The following is a 15,965-nucleotide window of genomic DNA, read 5'->3' on the forward strand; positions in this document are numbered from 1 at the left end:
AGCCTATAATGGAGCTACTTTAACAGGACTCACATCAATTGTGTCCCAAACTTTTTGAAGCACGTAAGGTTCACTTTTTAACCATTCATTGAGTAATTCACGGTTTTCAAAATCCATAATCATCACCGAGCCTATCATTTCTTCCTTATCATTGATGAATGCGGCCGCTTTTATCAAGTTACCACTTTCTTTCATGCTTTTGGCTTTTTCGAGATGCTCAGTTCTGGCATTTTGTCTTCTTGATAAAGCTTGATCATCGGTGAAGTCTTTGGCTATTACTACAAATTGCATTGTCTTATTGAGTTAGTCTTTTTACGAATGTAAAGGATTCTTTGAATTTAGATCGTTCATTTTTGATCGTTTCGCAGTAGGAATTGATTCTGATAGCGAGAATCGTAAAGTCCTCCTCGCTGATTTTTCCAATCCACTTTTTCATGCTCCATATAAACAGCGATAGTTTCTTGCCGAAGTAATTGAACCACCAGAATTTTCTCAACTTTTGGCCTAGACCCAACTTGCTTTTTTGAAGGTGATAGAAATAGATGTAAGCCGTTAAGAATACGTCGGCTGAGCCAAATCCGGAAGTGACTTTTTGAAGTCTTTCCCAGCTTAAACGATCTTTAGAGATGTTATGACGCGTTTTTATTTCATTTGAATAAAATACCTTATAACCTAAAAGTCTGGCAGCAAGGGTAAATTCTGAATCCTCTCCTCCTGCCTGTTTATTGCCTATTCTACCTGTAAGTAAAGGATGCCAGTTTTTATCAAATAGTGCCTGGTAAATTTCTTTTCTAAGTGTCATTCCTGCTCCATAAACCAAAGCATCTTCAGTTATATCCTTAAAGCCCTCTTCATGAATAGCTCCTGTGGCAAAGGCCAATTGATGAATTGTCTTTTTGTACCATTCCGGTGGGGTGAAGTCAAAATGCCCAATAGAGGTACAGCCCAATACTCCAACTTCTTTATTTTCAAAAACTTGGTTTTGGTAAGAAATCCAATTGTTAGGTACTAGATTGTCGTCGTCTACAAATGAAATGAGTTCATAACGGGCAGCATTTACCCCGGCTAATCTGGCATGACTTAGACCAGCTCTGGGTTCGTCAATAATTTTGAATGGAATACTGGAACCTTTCCATGTTTCATGAGCAATCTGTGCCGTTTTGTCTGTGGAGTTATTATTGATAAGAATGACTTCCCAATCAATAGATTGTTCAACATTTTGAGCTAGTAGATGACGAAGAGTAAGCTCGATTTTATCGGCACTATTATAGCAGCAAATGAGTATGCTTATTCCTCGCATTTTATTTTTTATCTCAATTTCAAAAATACCAAAATTGAACTTAATAAATAGGTCAATCTGGCATCTGAAGGTAAACTGTGTAGGTATTGGCTCTTATTTCTGACTTTACTTTTTCGAAGTTTAAGACTCCAGTGAAGGAGAAGTTTAAATCTGGTCGTAAAAGAATATTTCTGCGTTTTTAACAGATAATTAAGGACTTCAAAACCTTCTGAAAACTGTAAACCTTTCTCTTCTGACTCAAAAGAGACATTTTGTTGATGTCTTCTAAATTTATTGAATCGCTGATGATCTCTACTTATGGTTGATTGCTCTGCAAAACCTATCCAGAACAGCCAGTCTCCACAATATTTAAACTGTTTAATCAGGTTTAATTTCTCCCAAGGAATGAGGCTCTTTCTAAATACGGCAGAACTGGCATTATAAATAAAGGTGCCTTTCCCCATTTCATTTTTCAATAGCTCAGATCCCTTTTTGACGAAGTCGTTCTCATGATTCGGCTCGTGTATGATTTGGTCTTCATTATTGATCCAGGAAGAAGCTGAGAAAGAAAGACCTAGTTCATCATTTTTTGAGAGTTTATTGACATGCAATTCGAGGAAAGCTGGCTCGGCGATATCATCACTTTCGGCAATCCAGATGAAATTCCCTTTTGCCATTTTTAGTCCTTTTTCCCATTGAATGAAGGTGCTTCCGGAGTTAGACTCACTACTTACTATAGCCTTAACCTTTGGATGCTCCTTATATTTCCGCAATACTTCGAGACTATCGTCAGTAGAAGCATCATCAAGAATAATTAATTCGAAATCCTGAAAGGTTTGATTCAATATGCTTTCGACTCTTCGGTCAAGGTAGGCACTGTGATTATAATTAGGGAGTATGACGCTAACTTCAGGCATTCAGTACCTTCTCGGAGTTGAATTTCTCGTAAACGTTATTTCTTCGTTTACCACAATTTTCAAAATGATAGGAGTGGAGAGCTATCTCCTGAGAACTTTCCAATAGATTATTGGCTAGTTTAGGGTCTTTTATAAGCTGATTTATTTTGCTGATAAACTCTTCAGGTTTATTAGCTATCATACAGTTTTGGCCATCGATCATAGGAAGTCCTTCGGCACCGGCTGTTGTACTTATGATAGGTACTCTCCATGATACTCCTTCCAGGATCTTCATTCTCATTCCACTGACTATGCGTAAAGGAACGACCAATAATGCTCCATCAAAAACCTCAGAAAGATCTTCCACAAAACCAGTGAACTCTACATTTGGCTTGTTTGAGTGCCTTTTTTGAAACTCCTCCGACCATTTAGATACAATCAGGAATTTTGTTTCCGGATTCGTTGAGACTATTTCTTCCCAGGCTGTTTCCAAAAACCAGTTGACTCCGTCAAGGTTCGGGTAGTGATTTTCTGGTCCTAAGAAGACGACTTTGTTTTTGTAGCTAAAAGGCTGATTAAGCTGCTTTTTCTTCAACTTTATAGGAATAGGCGAGGAGTACAAAAGTTCTTTTTTAACTCCTGCTTCTTCAAGGTAAACTACATCCTGATCAGATACGGTGACTACCTTATCATATTTATTTAGCAGCGAAACCTCAAGATCTTTTGTGGCTTCTATATGGTAGATATCTCTATCCGTTTTCTCCTTTAGAGCTTCATACTCCATTTGAAGTCGCTTGAAGCGAATTTCATGATGGATGAAGACCTTTGGGATGTCTACTTTAATGCTATTTACCAGACCCGCAAAATCAATAAATTCTACCTGAAGAAGATCATAAGCATTTTCTTCTAATTCCTTATTGATCATTTCTATGAGCCCGGGATAATGACATCTGCTTAGGTCATTAATAGCGAGGTGGGTCTTTGGGTAGAAATAATCGGGAGTAGTTCTGGTAAACTTTTGCTTTAAAGCCAGTGCTGTTTTGTAAATTTTTAAAGCCATTGAGTCTGGCTTATTGGCCGGAGTAGTCATTATTTTGACATTGGGCCATAGCTCCTGAAGCTTCTGTTTTCTGACGTCAGAGACGTTTGGGCATATGAATGTGATGTCATGGAATTTCCTTGAATACTCGATAAGATTGAAAGTACCGGCACTTCCGCCGCTATCTATCGGATAGGGAAAAACTATGGAGACAATCGCAATTTTCATAGGCCTTTCCTTTGTATTAAATCAAAGGTTGGAAAATCAGGAATAACACTTGAATGTTGTACTGAGAACATCCAAAGTTACATTATCTGGCAGATTTAGCCTAATCTGAGAAATTTCTCTTTTAAGCTAAATCTGCCAGAAAGAGAGTTAAGCCAGCTCAGCCGACTTACTCATACGCTTACGCTCGTTCTCATCGAGATATATTTTTCTCATTCTCAAAGACTTCGGAGTGATCTCCAGGTATTCGTCTTTTTGAATGTACTCCATACACTCTTCAAGTGAGAATTGTGTTTTTGGAGCAATTTTAACGTTGTCATCTGAGCCAGATGCACGCATGTTTGTTAGTTTTTTAGAGGTCTGTAGGTTGACCACGATATCATTCTGACGGTTGTGCTCACCCACTACCATACCTGTATAAACTTCTTCGCCTGGTTCTACAAAGAAAGTACCACGATCCTGAAGTTTATCAATAGAATAGGCAATAGCATCACCCGTACCCATTGAAATAAGTGAACCGTTAATTCTACCCGGAATTGGTCCTTTGTATGGTTGGTAATCTTTGAAACGGTGATTCATAATGGCCTCACCCTGCGTAGCAGTAAGTACATTATTTCTTAAACCGATAATACCTCTTGAAGGGATTTCAAACTCCAGGTGTTGAAGATCGCCTTTTGGTTCCATGATCAGAAGCTCACCTTTTCTTTGAGTAGCAAGCTCAATTACTTTACCAGCAGTTTCTTCTGGTACGTCTACGATCAAAGACTCAATAGGCTCAAGTTTCTGGCCACTTTCGTCTTCTTTCATGATTACCTGAGGCTGACCTACCATTAGCTCATAGCCTTCGCGTCTCATGGTTTCTATCAATACAGAAAGGTGAAGAATCCCTCTTCCGTATACAATGAATTTATCTTCAGTTTCCCCTTGTACCACTCGAAGAGCAAGGTTTTTCTCCGTTTCTTTCATCAAACGGTCTCTTACGTGACGGCTGGTTACAAACTTACCTTCCTTACCAAAGAACGGAGAGTTATTGATAGTGAAGAGCATATTCATTGTAGGCTCGTCAATCGCGATTCTTGGTAATGCTTCAGGGTTATCAGCATCAGCAATGGTATCACCAATCTCAAAATCTTCAATACCTGTTACCGCACAGATTTCACCTGATTTTACTTCAGAAACTTTATTTTTACCAAGGCCTTCAAATACATGAAGCTCTTTGATTCTATTTCTTTTCAGAGAGCCATCAGCTTTGCAAAGCATAATGCTTTGACCTTCTTTCAGGGTTCCACGGTGTACTTTACCGATGGCAATTCTACCCACAAAAGAAGAATAGTCAAGAGAAGTGATCTGCATCTGAGTAGAACCTTCTCTCACCTCTGTAGCCGGAATATGCTCAATGATAGCATCAAGCAATGGAATGATATTATCTGTTGGTTTTTTCCAGTCTTCGCTCATCCAGCCTTGCTTAGATGATCCATAGAGAGTTGGGAAATCCAATTGATCTTCTGTAGCCTCCAGGTTAAACATGAGGTCGAATACCATTTCATGTACCTCATCTGGTCTACAGTTTTCTTTGTCAACTTTGTTAACAACCACAATTGGCTTAAGACCTAAAGCTAATGCCTTACCCAATACAAAACGTGTCTGAGGCATTGGGCCTTCAAAGGCATCTACAAGTAGAATTACACCTTCTGCAAGTTTTAGAACTCGCTCTACTTCACCACCGAAATCGGCGTGACCAGGAGTGTCAATAATGTTGATTTTGGTGTTTCCGTAACGTACTGATACGTTTTTAGAAACGATGGTGATGCCACGCTCACGCTCAAGATCGTTATTGTCAAGAATGAGATCTTCAAATTCCTGATTTTCTCTAAAAATTTTAGAGGCATGAATAATCTTGTCTACCAAGGTGGTTTTACCGTGGTCTACGTGGGCAATGATGGCGATGTTTCTGATGTCTTGCATTATACCTGTTAAAAAGTCCGCGAAATTAGACATTTCCTCACGCATTCTATAGGTATAGCTCAGCTTGTTTAAGATATCATTGCAATAGTTTATTATTTCTTTGAATAGTTCAATTTGGTGTTTGAGGCGTTTTTGCTAATGCCTTGAAAATCAAAATAAAAGGCCGGGAATCTCCCGACCTCTATCCAAACTCAAACTACTTTCATTCACGCGGCACGAATACCGCTAATACATAGGTTAAAATTACTTATTGAAATAGCTGTCATGAAAATGATATCTACCCTCTACGGTAGATTCTTCCTGACTGCTTTCTACATCTATATTCATAAATGCCGGCGTTTTATCACCTTTTGTCATGGCATCCCATTTCGGTAACTTTCCTCCGTTAGGGTTACCTGATTTGATGAAATTGGCAAAGTATGTCATCATGCTTTTAGATACCGTATAGTCTTCTGCCGTCCAGGCGTACTCTTCTATTCTATCCAGATTACCCATAGCATATTCTATTTCACATGCATGAGGGGCACCTACGGCTTTCGGAGCAGGGGGTGCATTTTCCGCTTTCAGTGTTCCGCCCGCCAGGCCAGAAACAAGACTTTTATCCTTTAGTGGTGGTCTTAATTTGCTGTATAAATATCTGAATACTGGCTGGTTACTATTGTTTTTGTGAAGGTCCAACCATTTCCAGGTACTGTAAGAAATGAATCTGTCGGCTGCCAGCATTGTGGCCGAGTATTCTACTTCTTCTGCGGTTTCATGAGGGTGAAGTTTCAATACTTCTTCAAAACGCTCTGGGTAAGTAGACTTTGTTTTTGCAATGAAAGCCTCTTTGGTGTAAGGCTGACCCTGCATATAAGCCATTCCTGGAATTTCGGCAGAATTCCATCCTGCCAAAAGGGGAACCATTGACTGCTCTTGAGATTCGAAAATCTCAATTAAAGGTTTTGGTAAAAAGTAACCGTCAATTACCAGTGGGAAGCCGAATCTATTCGTACTGTTGTACTTTTCGTAAAGCTCAGCAGTGCTAAGTTTTCTTAATTCGGCTATACTTGATACACCAATTTGCTTCAGGAACTCTACTCCATTTTTTTCGGCCTCTTCCAGAGTAACAGGACCCATGGTAGGAGGGATAGCCGCACCGCTTTCGCCAATTGCCCCAGCGATTAACCCTTTGGTCATTGGAGAGGCCATTTGTGTACTTACACCGATAGACCCTGCAGACTCACCAGCGATAGTGACTTTTAAAGGGTCACCACCAAAAGCCTCAATATTTTTTTGTACCCAAATCAAAGCTGCGTTTTGATCAAGAGCACCATAATTACCTGAAGAATTGTAGGAAGCCTCAGCTGATAACTCCGGGTGTGCCAGATAACCGAAAAGGTTAAGTCTGTAATTGGTGGTTACCACCACAATGCCCTCCTTGGCCATTGCTTCACCATCATATCGGGGTTCTGAAGCATCACCAGCTACATTTCCACCTCCATAAAAGTAAACCAGAACAGGAAGATTTTTTGTGTTTCTTTGGGCGGGAGTCCAAACATTTAAGTACAAACAATCCTCGCTTACTCCGTTTGATCTGGAGTTCATATCTCCAAAGACCACTTTTTGCATAGGTCTAGGACCAAACTCTTTTGTAATCTTAACGCCTTCCCAGTTGTCTAAATGCTGCGGTGCTTTCCATCTTAGTTCACCGATTGGTGGCTTAGCAAAAGGAATACCGAAGTATTTCTGAATGCCTGTTTTGGTATCATAATTACCTTCAATAAGGCCGTTCTCTATTTTTACTTGAACCGGAAAGCCATTCTTATTTTGGGCTGCTGCTCCTATTCCCGTCATAATTAGAAAAGAAATGAGGGGTATAATGTATTTGAATTTCATAAGGTTATGATTTATTGTCTCATTGTGATACAATAATAAGTTTTGATTAAAAAAAATCCTATTATTTTGCGTAAAATAAGTGTTAAGTAGTTGGGAGTAATCGGAGGAAATAGTCATTTAAATCATCTGGCATATGATTGTGTCATTTTTGGTTTTTCTGATGGCAAGCTGAAAATTTTGATTTTAGAATATTTTGATACTGGTCTATTTGCTTTGCCCGGTGGTTTTATTAGAATAGATGAGGACCTTGATGAGGCTGTTAAAAGGGGATTGTCGGAGAGAACTGGTTTGAAAGATATCTATTTAGAGCAATTCTATACTTTCGGTGCTGCGAGGAGAAATCAAACTGGAGAAATGGCGGCAATCCTTAAGGCTAATCGGTCTGATTTGAGCAAACTCGGTTGGATTTTGGAGCGGATGGTCTCTGTAGGTTATTATGCATTAATAAACGCTGAGGAAGTAGAGCCACAACCTGATAGCCTTTCGGACTCTTGTAAGTGGTATGATATCGAGGACTTGCCAAAATTGATTCAGGATCATGAAGAAATTGTAAATAAAGGTTTGTCCGTACTTCAGGATAATCTTGATAAAAAGCTGCAAGGGGTCAATTTACTTCCGGAAAAGTTTACCATGAATCAACTTCAAAAGGTTTATGAAGCCATATTAGGGGAAAAGCTTCATAGAGGTGCTTTTCAACGTAAGATGCTGGGTCTTGGTAATCTGGAGAGACATGAAAAGAAATTCTCGGGTGCCGCTCACAAGGCTCCTTTCTTATATAGTTTCAAACATTAAAAAGGCTCATTTCGAGAGAAATGAGCCTTTTCGTTATCTAATAAACTAATTGGTCTATTTATATAACATCGCTTTGGCGTTATTAATCTGACCAGACCAATTCATCCCGAAGCCAAAATCATAAGTGTGGCCAGCGGCATCTTTGTATGGTACCATGTCAAAAGAAACATCTTCATACTGCTGCTCCACTGTTTTCATATTTGCCGGCATCTGCATTGGCAATAGGGCAGACGGCTCTGCAGCCCCGGTAATCAATTCCAGAATAGCCTGATATTGCACTCCAAAATCTACCAAAATTGCATCTGCATATTGCTCTATTTCTGAGAATACCAGTGGGTTACCCGTTTTGACACTCAAAATGACAGGCTTATCACCCATTAATTCCTTAGTAGTTTTTACTAAGTCAGCATCTGTATAGTTACTGGCTTTGACCGTTTTATTTCTGTAGCTACGATTGGTAGAGTTTTCTAAAGGATCACCTCCGGCAATACTCTTCTTACGAGCATATTTTGCTTTGTACTCTCCATACTGCAAACTGATTGGGAAATAGCCATTTCCACCATCTTCTACATCGGCTTTATTATAACCGATACCACTTGACGGGTTAGTGATACAAACCAAAGCGAAATCAGCATCTTCAGGACTTTCTGTAAACTCTACATACTTGCTCAAAAGTGTTGGGTCAATCGTGTATTCCTCTCTCTCTGGGGTTCTCATGCCCAAGAAATTAACACTAGCCGGAATAAACCTTTTCGGCATAAACACTTTTGGCTTATTCTGTAGAGGAAGTGTATTACCATTATTTTTTAACATAACCACAGACTTTAGCTGAGCCTCATAACCTTCTTTCATATAGGCTGGTTTACCCACTTCTTTGCCTGTTTTTGTAGGGTCTACATAAGGATTTTCAAAAAGACCGACCTGCATGATATTTGTTAAAAGCCTTCTGGCTGACTCTTCCATTCTGGCTCTCATTTTAGCTTCCCCCATTTCTTTAATTCCCATTTGGTAGGCTTCAAGGATAGGTTTCATATCATTATTTCCTCCAAACTGATCAATTCCAGCTTTCAAACATTCGTAATGCCTTTCTGCTTCAGTGAGATTTTCAACACCCCAAGGTTTACCATCAACAAAATTATCCATCACTGTATGATCATGTGTAATAGACCAGTCTGTACATAGAACACCATCATAGTTTTGCTCTTTTCTCAGCATTTCAGTGATGATCAGCGGATCGTAGCTGTTTCCCACATTTTTGCCTGTTTGTCCCCAGGAAATGGTGTAATAAGGCATCACAGCTGATGCTTTTCCAGTATTTCCTTTGAGCTTGAAGGCACCTTCTGTAAATGGAATTTTGTGTTCTTCAAAGTTGCCGCCAGGATAAACGGCATATTTCCCCGCACCGTAGTGAGCATCTCTGCCAGATTCTCCAGAACCACCGCCTGGCCAGTGTTTAACCATCGCATTGACACTGCTAAGGCCCCAGTTTGAGCCGGTGTTTTGAAAACCGTCAACATAAGCTTCAGCCATGGCAGCAGATAGTTTTGAGCTTTCGCCAAATGTACCATCAAAACGTGCCCACCTTGGATCAGTCGCCATGTCAATCTGAGGAGAAAGAGCCGTGGCTATTCCAAGAGCTCGGTATTCTTTGGAGGCTATTGTGCCGAATTTGCGAAGTAATTCAGGGTCAAAGGTGGCTGCCATTCCTAAGGAACTTGGCCACATTGAGATTTTACCACCAGCGGCAGCATTATATTCCATATTGGCTATGGTACCATGTCTGGGGTCAGAGCTATTATTTGCCGGAATTCCAAAACCAAGAGACTCGCAATAAGCCTGCATGTTATTATTCCATTTGGCCGCGGTTTCAGGTGACAGAACAGTGGTCAATAAAACATGCCTGAGGTTGTCATCTTTGATGAATTGCTTTTGTTGATCAGTTAATAATGAAGGATCTGTTACTCCTTGTTCATAGGGTTTTCCATCATATGTGCCTGCAAAATAACCGCCTGATCTGGCCGGGATAGACTGGTGAGATGAATAGAGCATTAGACCGGCTATTTCTTCCACATTTAGTCTGCTGGCTAAATCTGAAGCTCGTTCTTTCACGCTTAATCTCCAATCTTCGTAAGGTTCTAATGTTCCGCTTTTGTTCAGATCCTTAAAGATGAGGTTGTCAACATTGATTAGATTAATACCACTGCTTGAATTATATCCAAGAGTAGGTCCATTGGTTTGTTCTATTGTTGTATAGCCTTCACCATTTTGGAATTGGACAATACTTTGGGCAGTTGCCCCAATTGTTATTGCCATTGCAGAACTAGCTAAGGCAATTTTGAGAAGTTTCATAGGTCTTATTTTAGGTTTACTCAAAGGTAATCATCACAAATATATCCTCCTTTCAATAGTGATATCTGTTCTTAAAATTAGACCATTAGGGAGTTTTGCTATATAGATTGGCTTTTTAGAAAATTGGCCATAAAAAAAGGTGAGCTTTTCGGCTCACCTTTTCTTGATATTGAGTTCAGACTATTTGGCTGTCGTGCTGTCTACTGTTGCTTCAGCATCGTCACTTTTACCGTCTTTGCTATCTTCGTATTCATCGTTAAGACCCTTTAAAACCTCCTGAGTAATCTCAAGGTTGTTTTTGGCGTATAATACTCCACCACCTTTTGAGTAGCCTATAACCATATCGTACTTGTCATCTGAGTTATATGCTTCAAGGTAATCCTGAATTTTGGTCAAAATCTCATCTGTACGCTGAGCCTGATCTGTGGCTAGTCCTTGAGCTGCGTTATCTCTATACATTAAGATATCCTGCTCTTTTTTAGCCAATTGCTGCTGAGTAGTCTCTGCCTGCTGCTGAGTCATACCGCCCGCCTGAATTCTTCTTTGGAATAAAGCCACTTCATTCTGGAATGATTCAGACTTCTTTTTCAATTCATTTTCAAGAGCAAACTGACGATTTTGGAACTCTTTTACTACTTCTTTATAAAGAGTGTAGTTGTTTAATAAAGTGTCAGTGTTGACATATACAATTCTCCCGGAAGACTGTCCGGCAGTTCCTTCTTTAACTTCTTTATTACATGATGCCAGTGCAACTGCTGCAAAAAGAACGACGAATAACTGCTTCATTTACTGCGTATTAATTAGATAATTTAAAATGAGGTGCAAATATATACTTTTTAAATGGTAGCAATGTGCCTCAAAGAATAACAATCCTTTACTTTTTTGAAAAGGCTTTCATTCGGTAGCCAGCTAAACCTGAAAGTAAACCGATGATACCCGCCAATAAAGTGGTGAGACCAAAGACTAAGAGCATGTTCTCTGTTTCTCCGAGACCCTTAGGAGTACTGGTCAAAACTCCTGAAATCATTTCAGGCATATTGACAGCAGACCCAGAATGACTTAAAATAGCCATACCTAGCCATAAAGTTATTAAGGCCGCGGCAGACTGAAGCATTGCTTGTTTGGCAGTAGAGGCTTTCCATCTGGAGGCTATCCAAGCCAAAGGTGCGGCGATCCACCAAGGGCCGAGAATTGATAATACAGCTCCGAATACGATGACGATGATATAGATCATTTTTTAGGGCTAATTTTAATGGTTTCGAAAATCTCAGGGTGGTTCTCCTGACTGTTTTTTAGGTAAACCAGTGGGAATAACTCCCCCTTTCTCCAAGGTTCTATCATGTTTTTGTAATACTCGCTGCCTGGATTTCCACTTTGACCACCTGGGTAAAGTCCGTAGGCGATAGGCCAGTCCTTATCAAGCTGAACCACCATTCTCCAGCTAGGTCCCCATCTATCTTGTGTAGCGTTTACAATTGTTTTGCCTCCCCCTGCTTCAATATCTAAAACTGAAAATGCTTCAAAAGCCGGCACCAAGTGTCTTACTCCGGTCTTCTTTACTTTCCACCAATTCCATTGCGATATATCAGAGCCGTAGGAATTGCTAAGTGAATCGATTGTTTTCTCAAAGCTAAGTTGTACGATATCAGAGAGACTTTCTATTTTGTTTTTAGTGAGTATGTTGTCAAAGTATGGAGAATCTTGATTTTCCTGAATTAAGGTCAATGTCCTGTCATCAGTCGGATAGGTCATTTGATCTTGCTCTGGAAATTCATCATCCCAGACCATCTTCATAAAGACGTTATGCCAGGTTTCAAAAATCGCAGGTGCCACTTTTTCGGCGTCGTTACGATAATCCCATAATCTTAATTCCTTCAATGCCGCACTCTTTAAACCTTCTTCAGAATTAATGAAAGGTAGCAGCTGAGGTAAAAACCACTCGGCCATTATGCTGTAATTGTCATTTTGGACAGACCTCAGACTATCAATGGTGGCATTTTGCATAGCAGTTAGTCTGCGATTGATCTGTGCACCACGGTATGTATCTGCATATTGATGATCGATATAATATGGGTATGTTTGGTCTGTTAAGAACTGATTTGCAGAGCTTACAAAACCTCGTTCCGGATTCTTTACGGTAGGATTATGCTCATGAGGAATAAAGCCTTGCCAGTCATGGTCTGCCCTTGTCCCATCCAATAAGAATTTCCCTTGTGAATTCCATTTCAAAGGGAACTTTCCATTCGGTGTTATGGCAATATCATTTTCATTGCTTGCAAAAATGAAGTTTTGTGCCGGTGCATTATAATGAAGAAGTGCTTTCCGGTAATCAGTGTAGTTCTTAGCTCGGTTTAGACTTCTGAAACATAGAAGATCAGTAGGAGTATTATCATGAGCTATCCATCGCATGGCATAGCCTGCTGGTACATTCTGATTAAAGTTGTCTTTACTGGCCTCTTCGTAGATCACAGGACCATGGTGCGTAAACAATACGGTGTCACTGATTACCTCTCCTGTTTTTAGCGTATAATTTTCAATTCTTCGAGTTACGTCTTTCCATTCACCATCATGGAAGTATTGGGACTTGGAGGCATCGTTAAATTTGATTTTGTAGAAATCCAGAACATCGGGTCCTGTATTAGTGACACCCCAAGCGATGTCTTTATTGAAGCCAATGATAACTCCAGGTACGCCGGGAAGGCAGGCTCCGTAAACATTGACATCAGGAGAAACCAACTGAGCCTGATACCAAATAGAAGGTAAAGTGAGACCCAGATGTGGATCATTGCTCAATAATGGAAGTCCCGAAGCAGACTTTTCGCCAGACACTGCCCAGTTATTACTTCCAATTTCTGACTTTTGTTCTGGCCAGCTAAACTCATCTTTTAAGCCTGCCATTATTATTTCAGGCATTTCTGGTATCTTCAGCGGCTCAAAATTCCAAGAAGTTCCTTCAGGAATAATCGGATGCGGCCTGTCAGGATAATTCGGGAAAAGGTCATTAACCACTTCCATTCCGTACTCCTCAGCTATTTTTGTCATCCTCAGGTCGCTACTTCCGCCATTAAGCTGATTTCTCATATTCATAAACATGAGCATTGTTTTCAGCGGAGACCATGGTTCTGGTCTATAGTTGAGGATTTTGTACTCAATGGGTAAATCCTTCTCGTGAAGAGAATTGATATAGTCGTTTACGCCTGCAGCGTAGGCCTCAAGTTCCTGTTTTACTGTTGGAGCTTCATCAAGTCTGGCAATGATTTCCTCTGCTGCTTTTGCCATACCAGATCTTCTGTTGTATCGGTCGTACTCTAGGGCACGATCTCCTACTACTTCAGTTAATCTTCCTGATGAGACAAGTGTGTAAAATTCCATTTGCCACAGTCTATCTTTTGCCAAAAGATATCCCTGAGCATAATAAAGGTCCTGGTTATTATTGGCAAAAATATGAGGGACTCTATTCTTGTCAATTTTGATTTCAATCTCGTCTTTGAGGCCAGGAAGCTTTAAATCATCTAAGTCTTTGGTTTTCGTATTTTGCCAAAAACCAGTGAACGGACTGAATAACTTCCCGATAGGAGGGATAGTGCCAAAAGAGTTTCCGAGTAAATAGAGGAGGACGACCAATAGGGCGGTTGGCCAAATCGCTTTTAGTATTCTCATTTTATTCTGGTTTCAATAGAGACCTTGATTAGGTTTTAAAATGCTCTAAACGCTAAAAGTGTGTTTAAGCATATGATATGTTGATTGAGGTGTTCTACATGCAAAATAGTAAAAAAGTAAGGTTTTGAATCCTTTTTTCTGGAATTGTCGTTCATCCAATAAACCTTTGTCAATGCGAGTTTTTGCTTTTATAGTCATCATTATGTTAGGATCTTTTAAGGGTCGAGCCCAGGTTGAGAGCACTGCTTATAATCTTATACTAAAGACACTCATAAAAGAGTCTGTGCCCACTATAACTGTGAAGGAACTTTCTGAACAAGATTTGAGTAAGAAGCTGTTACTTGATGCTCGCGAGAAAAGGGAATACAATGTAAGTCACCTAAAAGGGGCAAAATGGATTGGTTTTGAGGATTTTGATATGTCTCGAGTAAGAGGAGTGGATAAAGAACAGGAAATAGTGATATACTGCTCAGTAGGTGTAAGAAGTGAGAAAATAGGGGAGAAGCTCAAAGCGGCGGGGTATACAAATGTGAAAAACTTATATGGAAGTATCTTTGAGTGGGTAAACCAAGGAAATCCTGTATATGATTCAGAGGGAAAGCAAACCCAAAAGGTTCATGCTTATAACAAGAAGTGGGGAATTTGGCTGAACAAAGGAGAGAAGGTATACTAAAAAAGGCCACCCTTTCGAGTAGCCTTTTAGATGAATTCTATTCTTGAATCCTACATATTATCAATCGTAGTCGTACTAATTGATTTCGTAGGAATGTTATAGTTCAATGTTACTCTCCAGGTATTCGCTAAAGGGTTACCTGAATTTGTTGGGATCAGGTAAGCAATATCTAGACCGTAGAGATCTTTCAGCTTTAGGCCAGCTCCCATAGTTACGTATTTTCTCCCACCTTTAGATACCGGTTCAAAGAAGTAGCCAGCTCTTACAGCCAATAGTTTCTGGTAAACATACTCAGCACCAATTGAGCTTGTAAATTCTCTCATTTCTTCTCCAAAACCATCCGGAGCATCACCAAAAGACTTAAAGATAGCTTCTACAGTGCCGTAGCTCGGTAAGGTTCCATCTTCTTGTGGCGTAGGCACCAAAAGTTTATTGAAGTCTAAAAGGAAATTGAATTGATTACTCTCATCAGGTCTTACCGTAATTCCTGTTCCTAGTTTTAGATTCATTGGTAAGAAATACTCTTTATCCAAACCGTAGTTCACTTTACCTCCGATATTGCTTAAAGTCAAACCAAAGGATACGTCTGTTTTCTTCAGCTCATCGGTTGGTCTGTTTTTGTGATAATAAAAACTTAAATCACCGGCAGCAGATCTGGCAGGCTTACTCACCTGACCATTTACAGCCTGATTACCGATAAGGTTTGAGTTGATAAATTTCAGGTTAATTCCGGCAGAAAAGTCTTGTCCTAATTGCATGGCATATCCCCCTGTTAGAGCAAATTCACGAGATTGGAAATCTCCGGCAAAAGCACCCGTATTGGTGGTGAATTCAATTAGACCTTGATTGAAATAAGTAAATCCAAGCGTTACGGCTTTACCTTCACCCACTTTTTTGTACATAGAGGTGTTTAGCAAACCCATGTCACCTACAAGATCTCTTAACCATGGAGCATAAGAGAAGTTAATGCCAGCATTTTTCTCAATCTGAGCTAATTTCGCTGTATTCCAATAAACAGAGTTAACATCTGGCGTACTGGCCACACCAGCATCACCCATAGCAGCCGCCCTCGAGTCTGGAGAGATGGTTAGGAATGGGACGGCAGAAGAAACAATTCGGTAATTGTTTGTAAGGCTTTGAGCAATTGCTGAACTCGATAGCAATGAAATTACGAATAAAGCAACGAGACTGTTTCTCATATTGAGTTTT

13 protein-coding genes are annotated in these 15,965 nt (G+C 40.0%); 2 read left to right on the forward strand and 11 right to left on the reverse strand.

Annotation, left to right across the window (positions count from 1 at the left end):
* Positions 1-3 precede the first annotated feature (3 nt).
* The 6 genes from ACUXV0_RS14280 to ACUXV0_RS14305 form a co-directional block, all read right to left on the reverse strand.
* Positions 4-291: a YciI family protein gene (locus ACUXV0_RS14280; RefSeq protein WP_446190239.1), complete on the reverse strand. Its 288-nt coding sequence runs from the start codon at positions 289-291 to the stop codon at positions 4-6.
* A 4-nt stretch (positions 292-295) separates the two neighbouring features.
* Positions 296-1,300, reverse strand: coding sequence for a glycosyltransferase (locus tag ACUXV0_RS14285; RefSeq protein ID WP_446190240.1), 1,005 nt, complete (start codon positions 1,298-1,300; stop codon positions 296-298).
* Between the two features lie 8 nt (positions 1,301-1,308).
* A complete protein-coding gene (locus tag ACUXV0_RS14290) occupies positions 1,309-2,196 on the reverse strand; it encodes a glycosyltransferase family 2 protein (protein ID WP_446190241.1) in 888 nt (295 codons plus the stop codon).
* Positions 2,189-3,442: a glycosyltransferase gene (locus ACUXV0_RS14295; protein ID WP_446190242.1), complete on the reverse strand. Its 1,254-nt coding sequence runs from the start codon at positions 3,440-3,442 to the stop codon at positions 2,189-2,191. Before ACUXV0_RS14295 ends, ACUXV0_RS14290 begins: the two co-directional genes overlap by 8 nt.
* A gap of 147 nt (positions 3,443-3,589) precedes the next feature.
* On the reverse strand, positions 3,590-5,404 hold the full coding sequence (gene typA, locus ACUXV0_RS14300) for a translational GTPase TypA (protein ID WP_446192815.1): 1,815 nt from the start codon (positions 5,402-5,404) through the stop codon (positions 3,590-3,592).
* Positions 5,405-5,647: 243 nt separating this feature from the next.
* Positions 5,648-7,282: a carboxylesterase/lipase family protein gene (locus tag ACUXV0_RS14305; protein ID WP_446190243.1), complete on the reverse strand. Its 1,635-nt coding sequence runs from the start codon at positions 7,280-7,282 to the stop codon at positions 5,648-5,650.
* Between the two features lie 90 nt (positions 7,283-7,372).
* Here ACUXV0_RS14305 and ACUXV0_RS14310 point away from each other — a divergent pair, with 90 nt between their 5' ends.
* The gene (locus ACUXV0_RS14310; protein ID WP_446190244.1) at positions 7,373-8,074 is read left to right on the forward strand and encodes an NUDIX hydrolase; all 702 of its coding nucleotides are present in this window, start codon (positions 7,373-7,375) and stop codon (positions 8,072-8,074) included.
* Positions 8,075-8,128: 54 nt separating this feature from the next.
* Here the strand turns inward: ACUXV0_RS14310 and ACUXV0_RS14315 are convergent, their stop codons facing one another.
* The 4 genes from ACUXV0_RS14315 to ACUXV0_RS14330 form a co-directional block, all read right to left on the reverse strand.
* On the reverse strand, positions 8,129-10,423 hold the full coding sequence (locus tag ACUXV0_RS14315) for a glycoside hydrolase family 3 N-terminal domain-containing protein (protein WP_446190245.1): 2,295 nt from the start codon (positions 10,421-10,423) through the stop codon (positions 8,129-8,131).
* Between the two features lie 180 nt (positions 10,424-10,603).
* Positions 10,604-11,209: an OmpH family outer membrane protein gene (locus ACUXV0_RS14320; RefSeq protein WP_446190246.1), complete on the reverse strand. Its 606-nt coding sequence runs from the start codon at positions 11,207-11,209 to the stop codon at positions 10,604-10,606.
* Between the two features lie 88 nt (positions 11,210-11,297).
* Positions 11,298-11,657 carry a hypothetical protein gene (locus ACUXV0_RS14325; protein ID WP_446190247.1) on the reverse strand — a complete coding sequence of 120 codons (360 nt, stop codon included), beginning with the start codon at positions 11,655-11,657 and terminating at the stop codon, positions 11,298-11,300.
* Complete coding sequence (locus tag ACUXV0_RS14330; protein ID WP_446190248.1) at positions 11,654-14,083, reverse strand: penicillin acylase family protein; 2,430 nt, start codon at positions 14,081-14,083, stop codon at positions 11,654-11,656. The genes ACUXV0_RS14325 and ACUXV0_RS14330 overlap by 4 nt, the downstream gene beginning before the upstream one ends.
* Positions 14,084-14,255: 172 nt before the next feature.
* On the opposite strand from ACUXV0_RS14330, the gene ACUXV0_RS14335 reads away from it, so the two are divergent.
* On the forward strand, positions 14,256-14,756 hold the full coding sequence (locus tag ACUXV0_RS14335; protein WP_446190249.1) for a rhodanese-like domain-containing protein: 501 nt from the start codon (positions 14,256-14,258) through the stop codon (positions 14,754-14,756).
* Between the two features lie 50 nt (positions 14,757-14,806).
* Here ACUXV0_RS14335 and porV read toward each other — a convergent pair whose 3' ends face one another.
* Positions 14,807-15,955 carry a type IX secretion system outer membrane channel protein PorV gene (gene porV / locus ACUXV0_RS14340; protein ID WP_446190250.1) on the reverse strand — a complete coding sequence of 383 codons (1,149 nt, stop codon included), beginning with the start codon at positions 15,953-15,955 and terminating at the stop codon, positions 14,807-14,809.
* Between the last annotated feature and the right edge of the window lie 10 nt (positions 15,956-15,965).

The organism is Jiulongibacter sp. NS-SX5, from assembly GCF_052828545.1.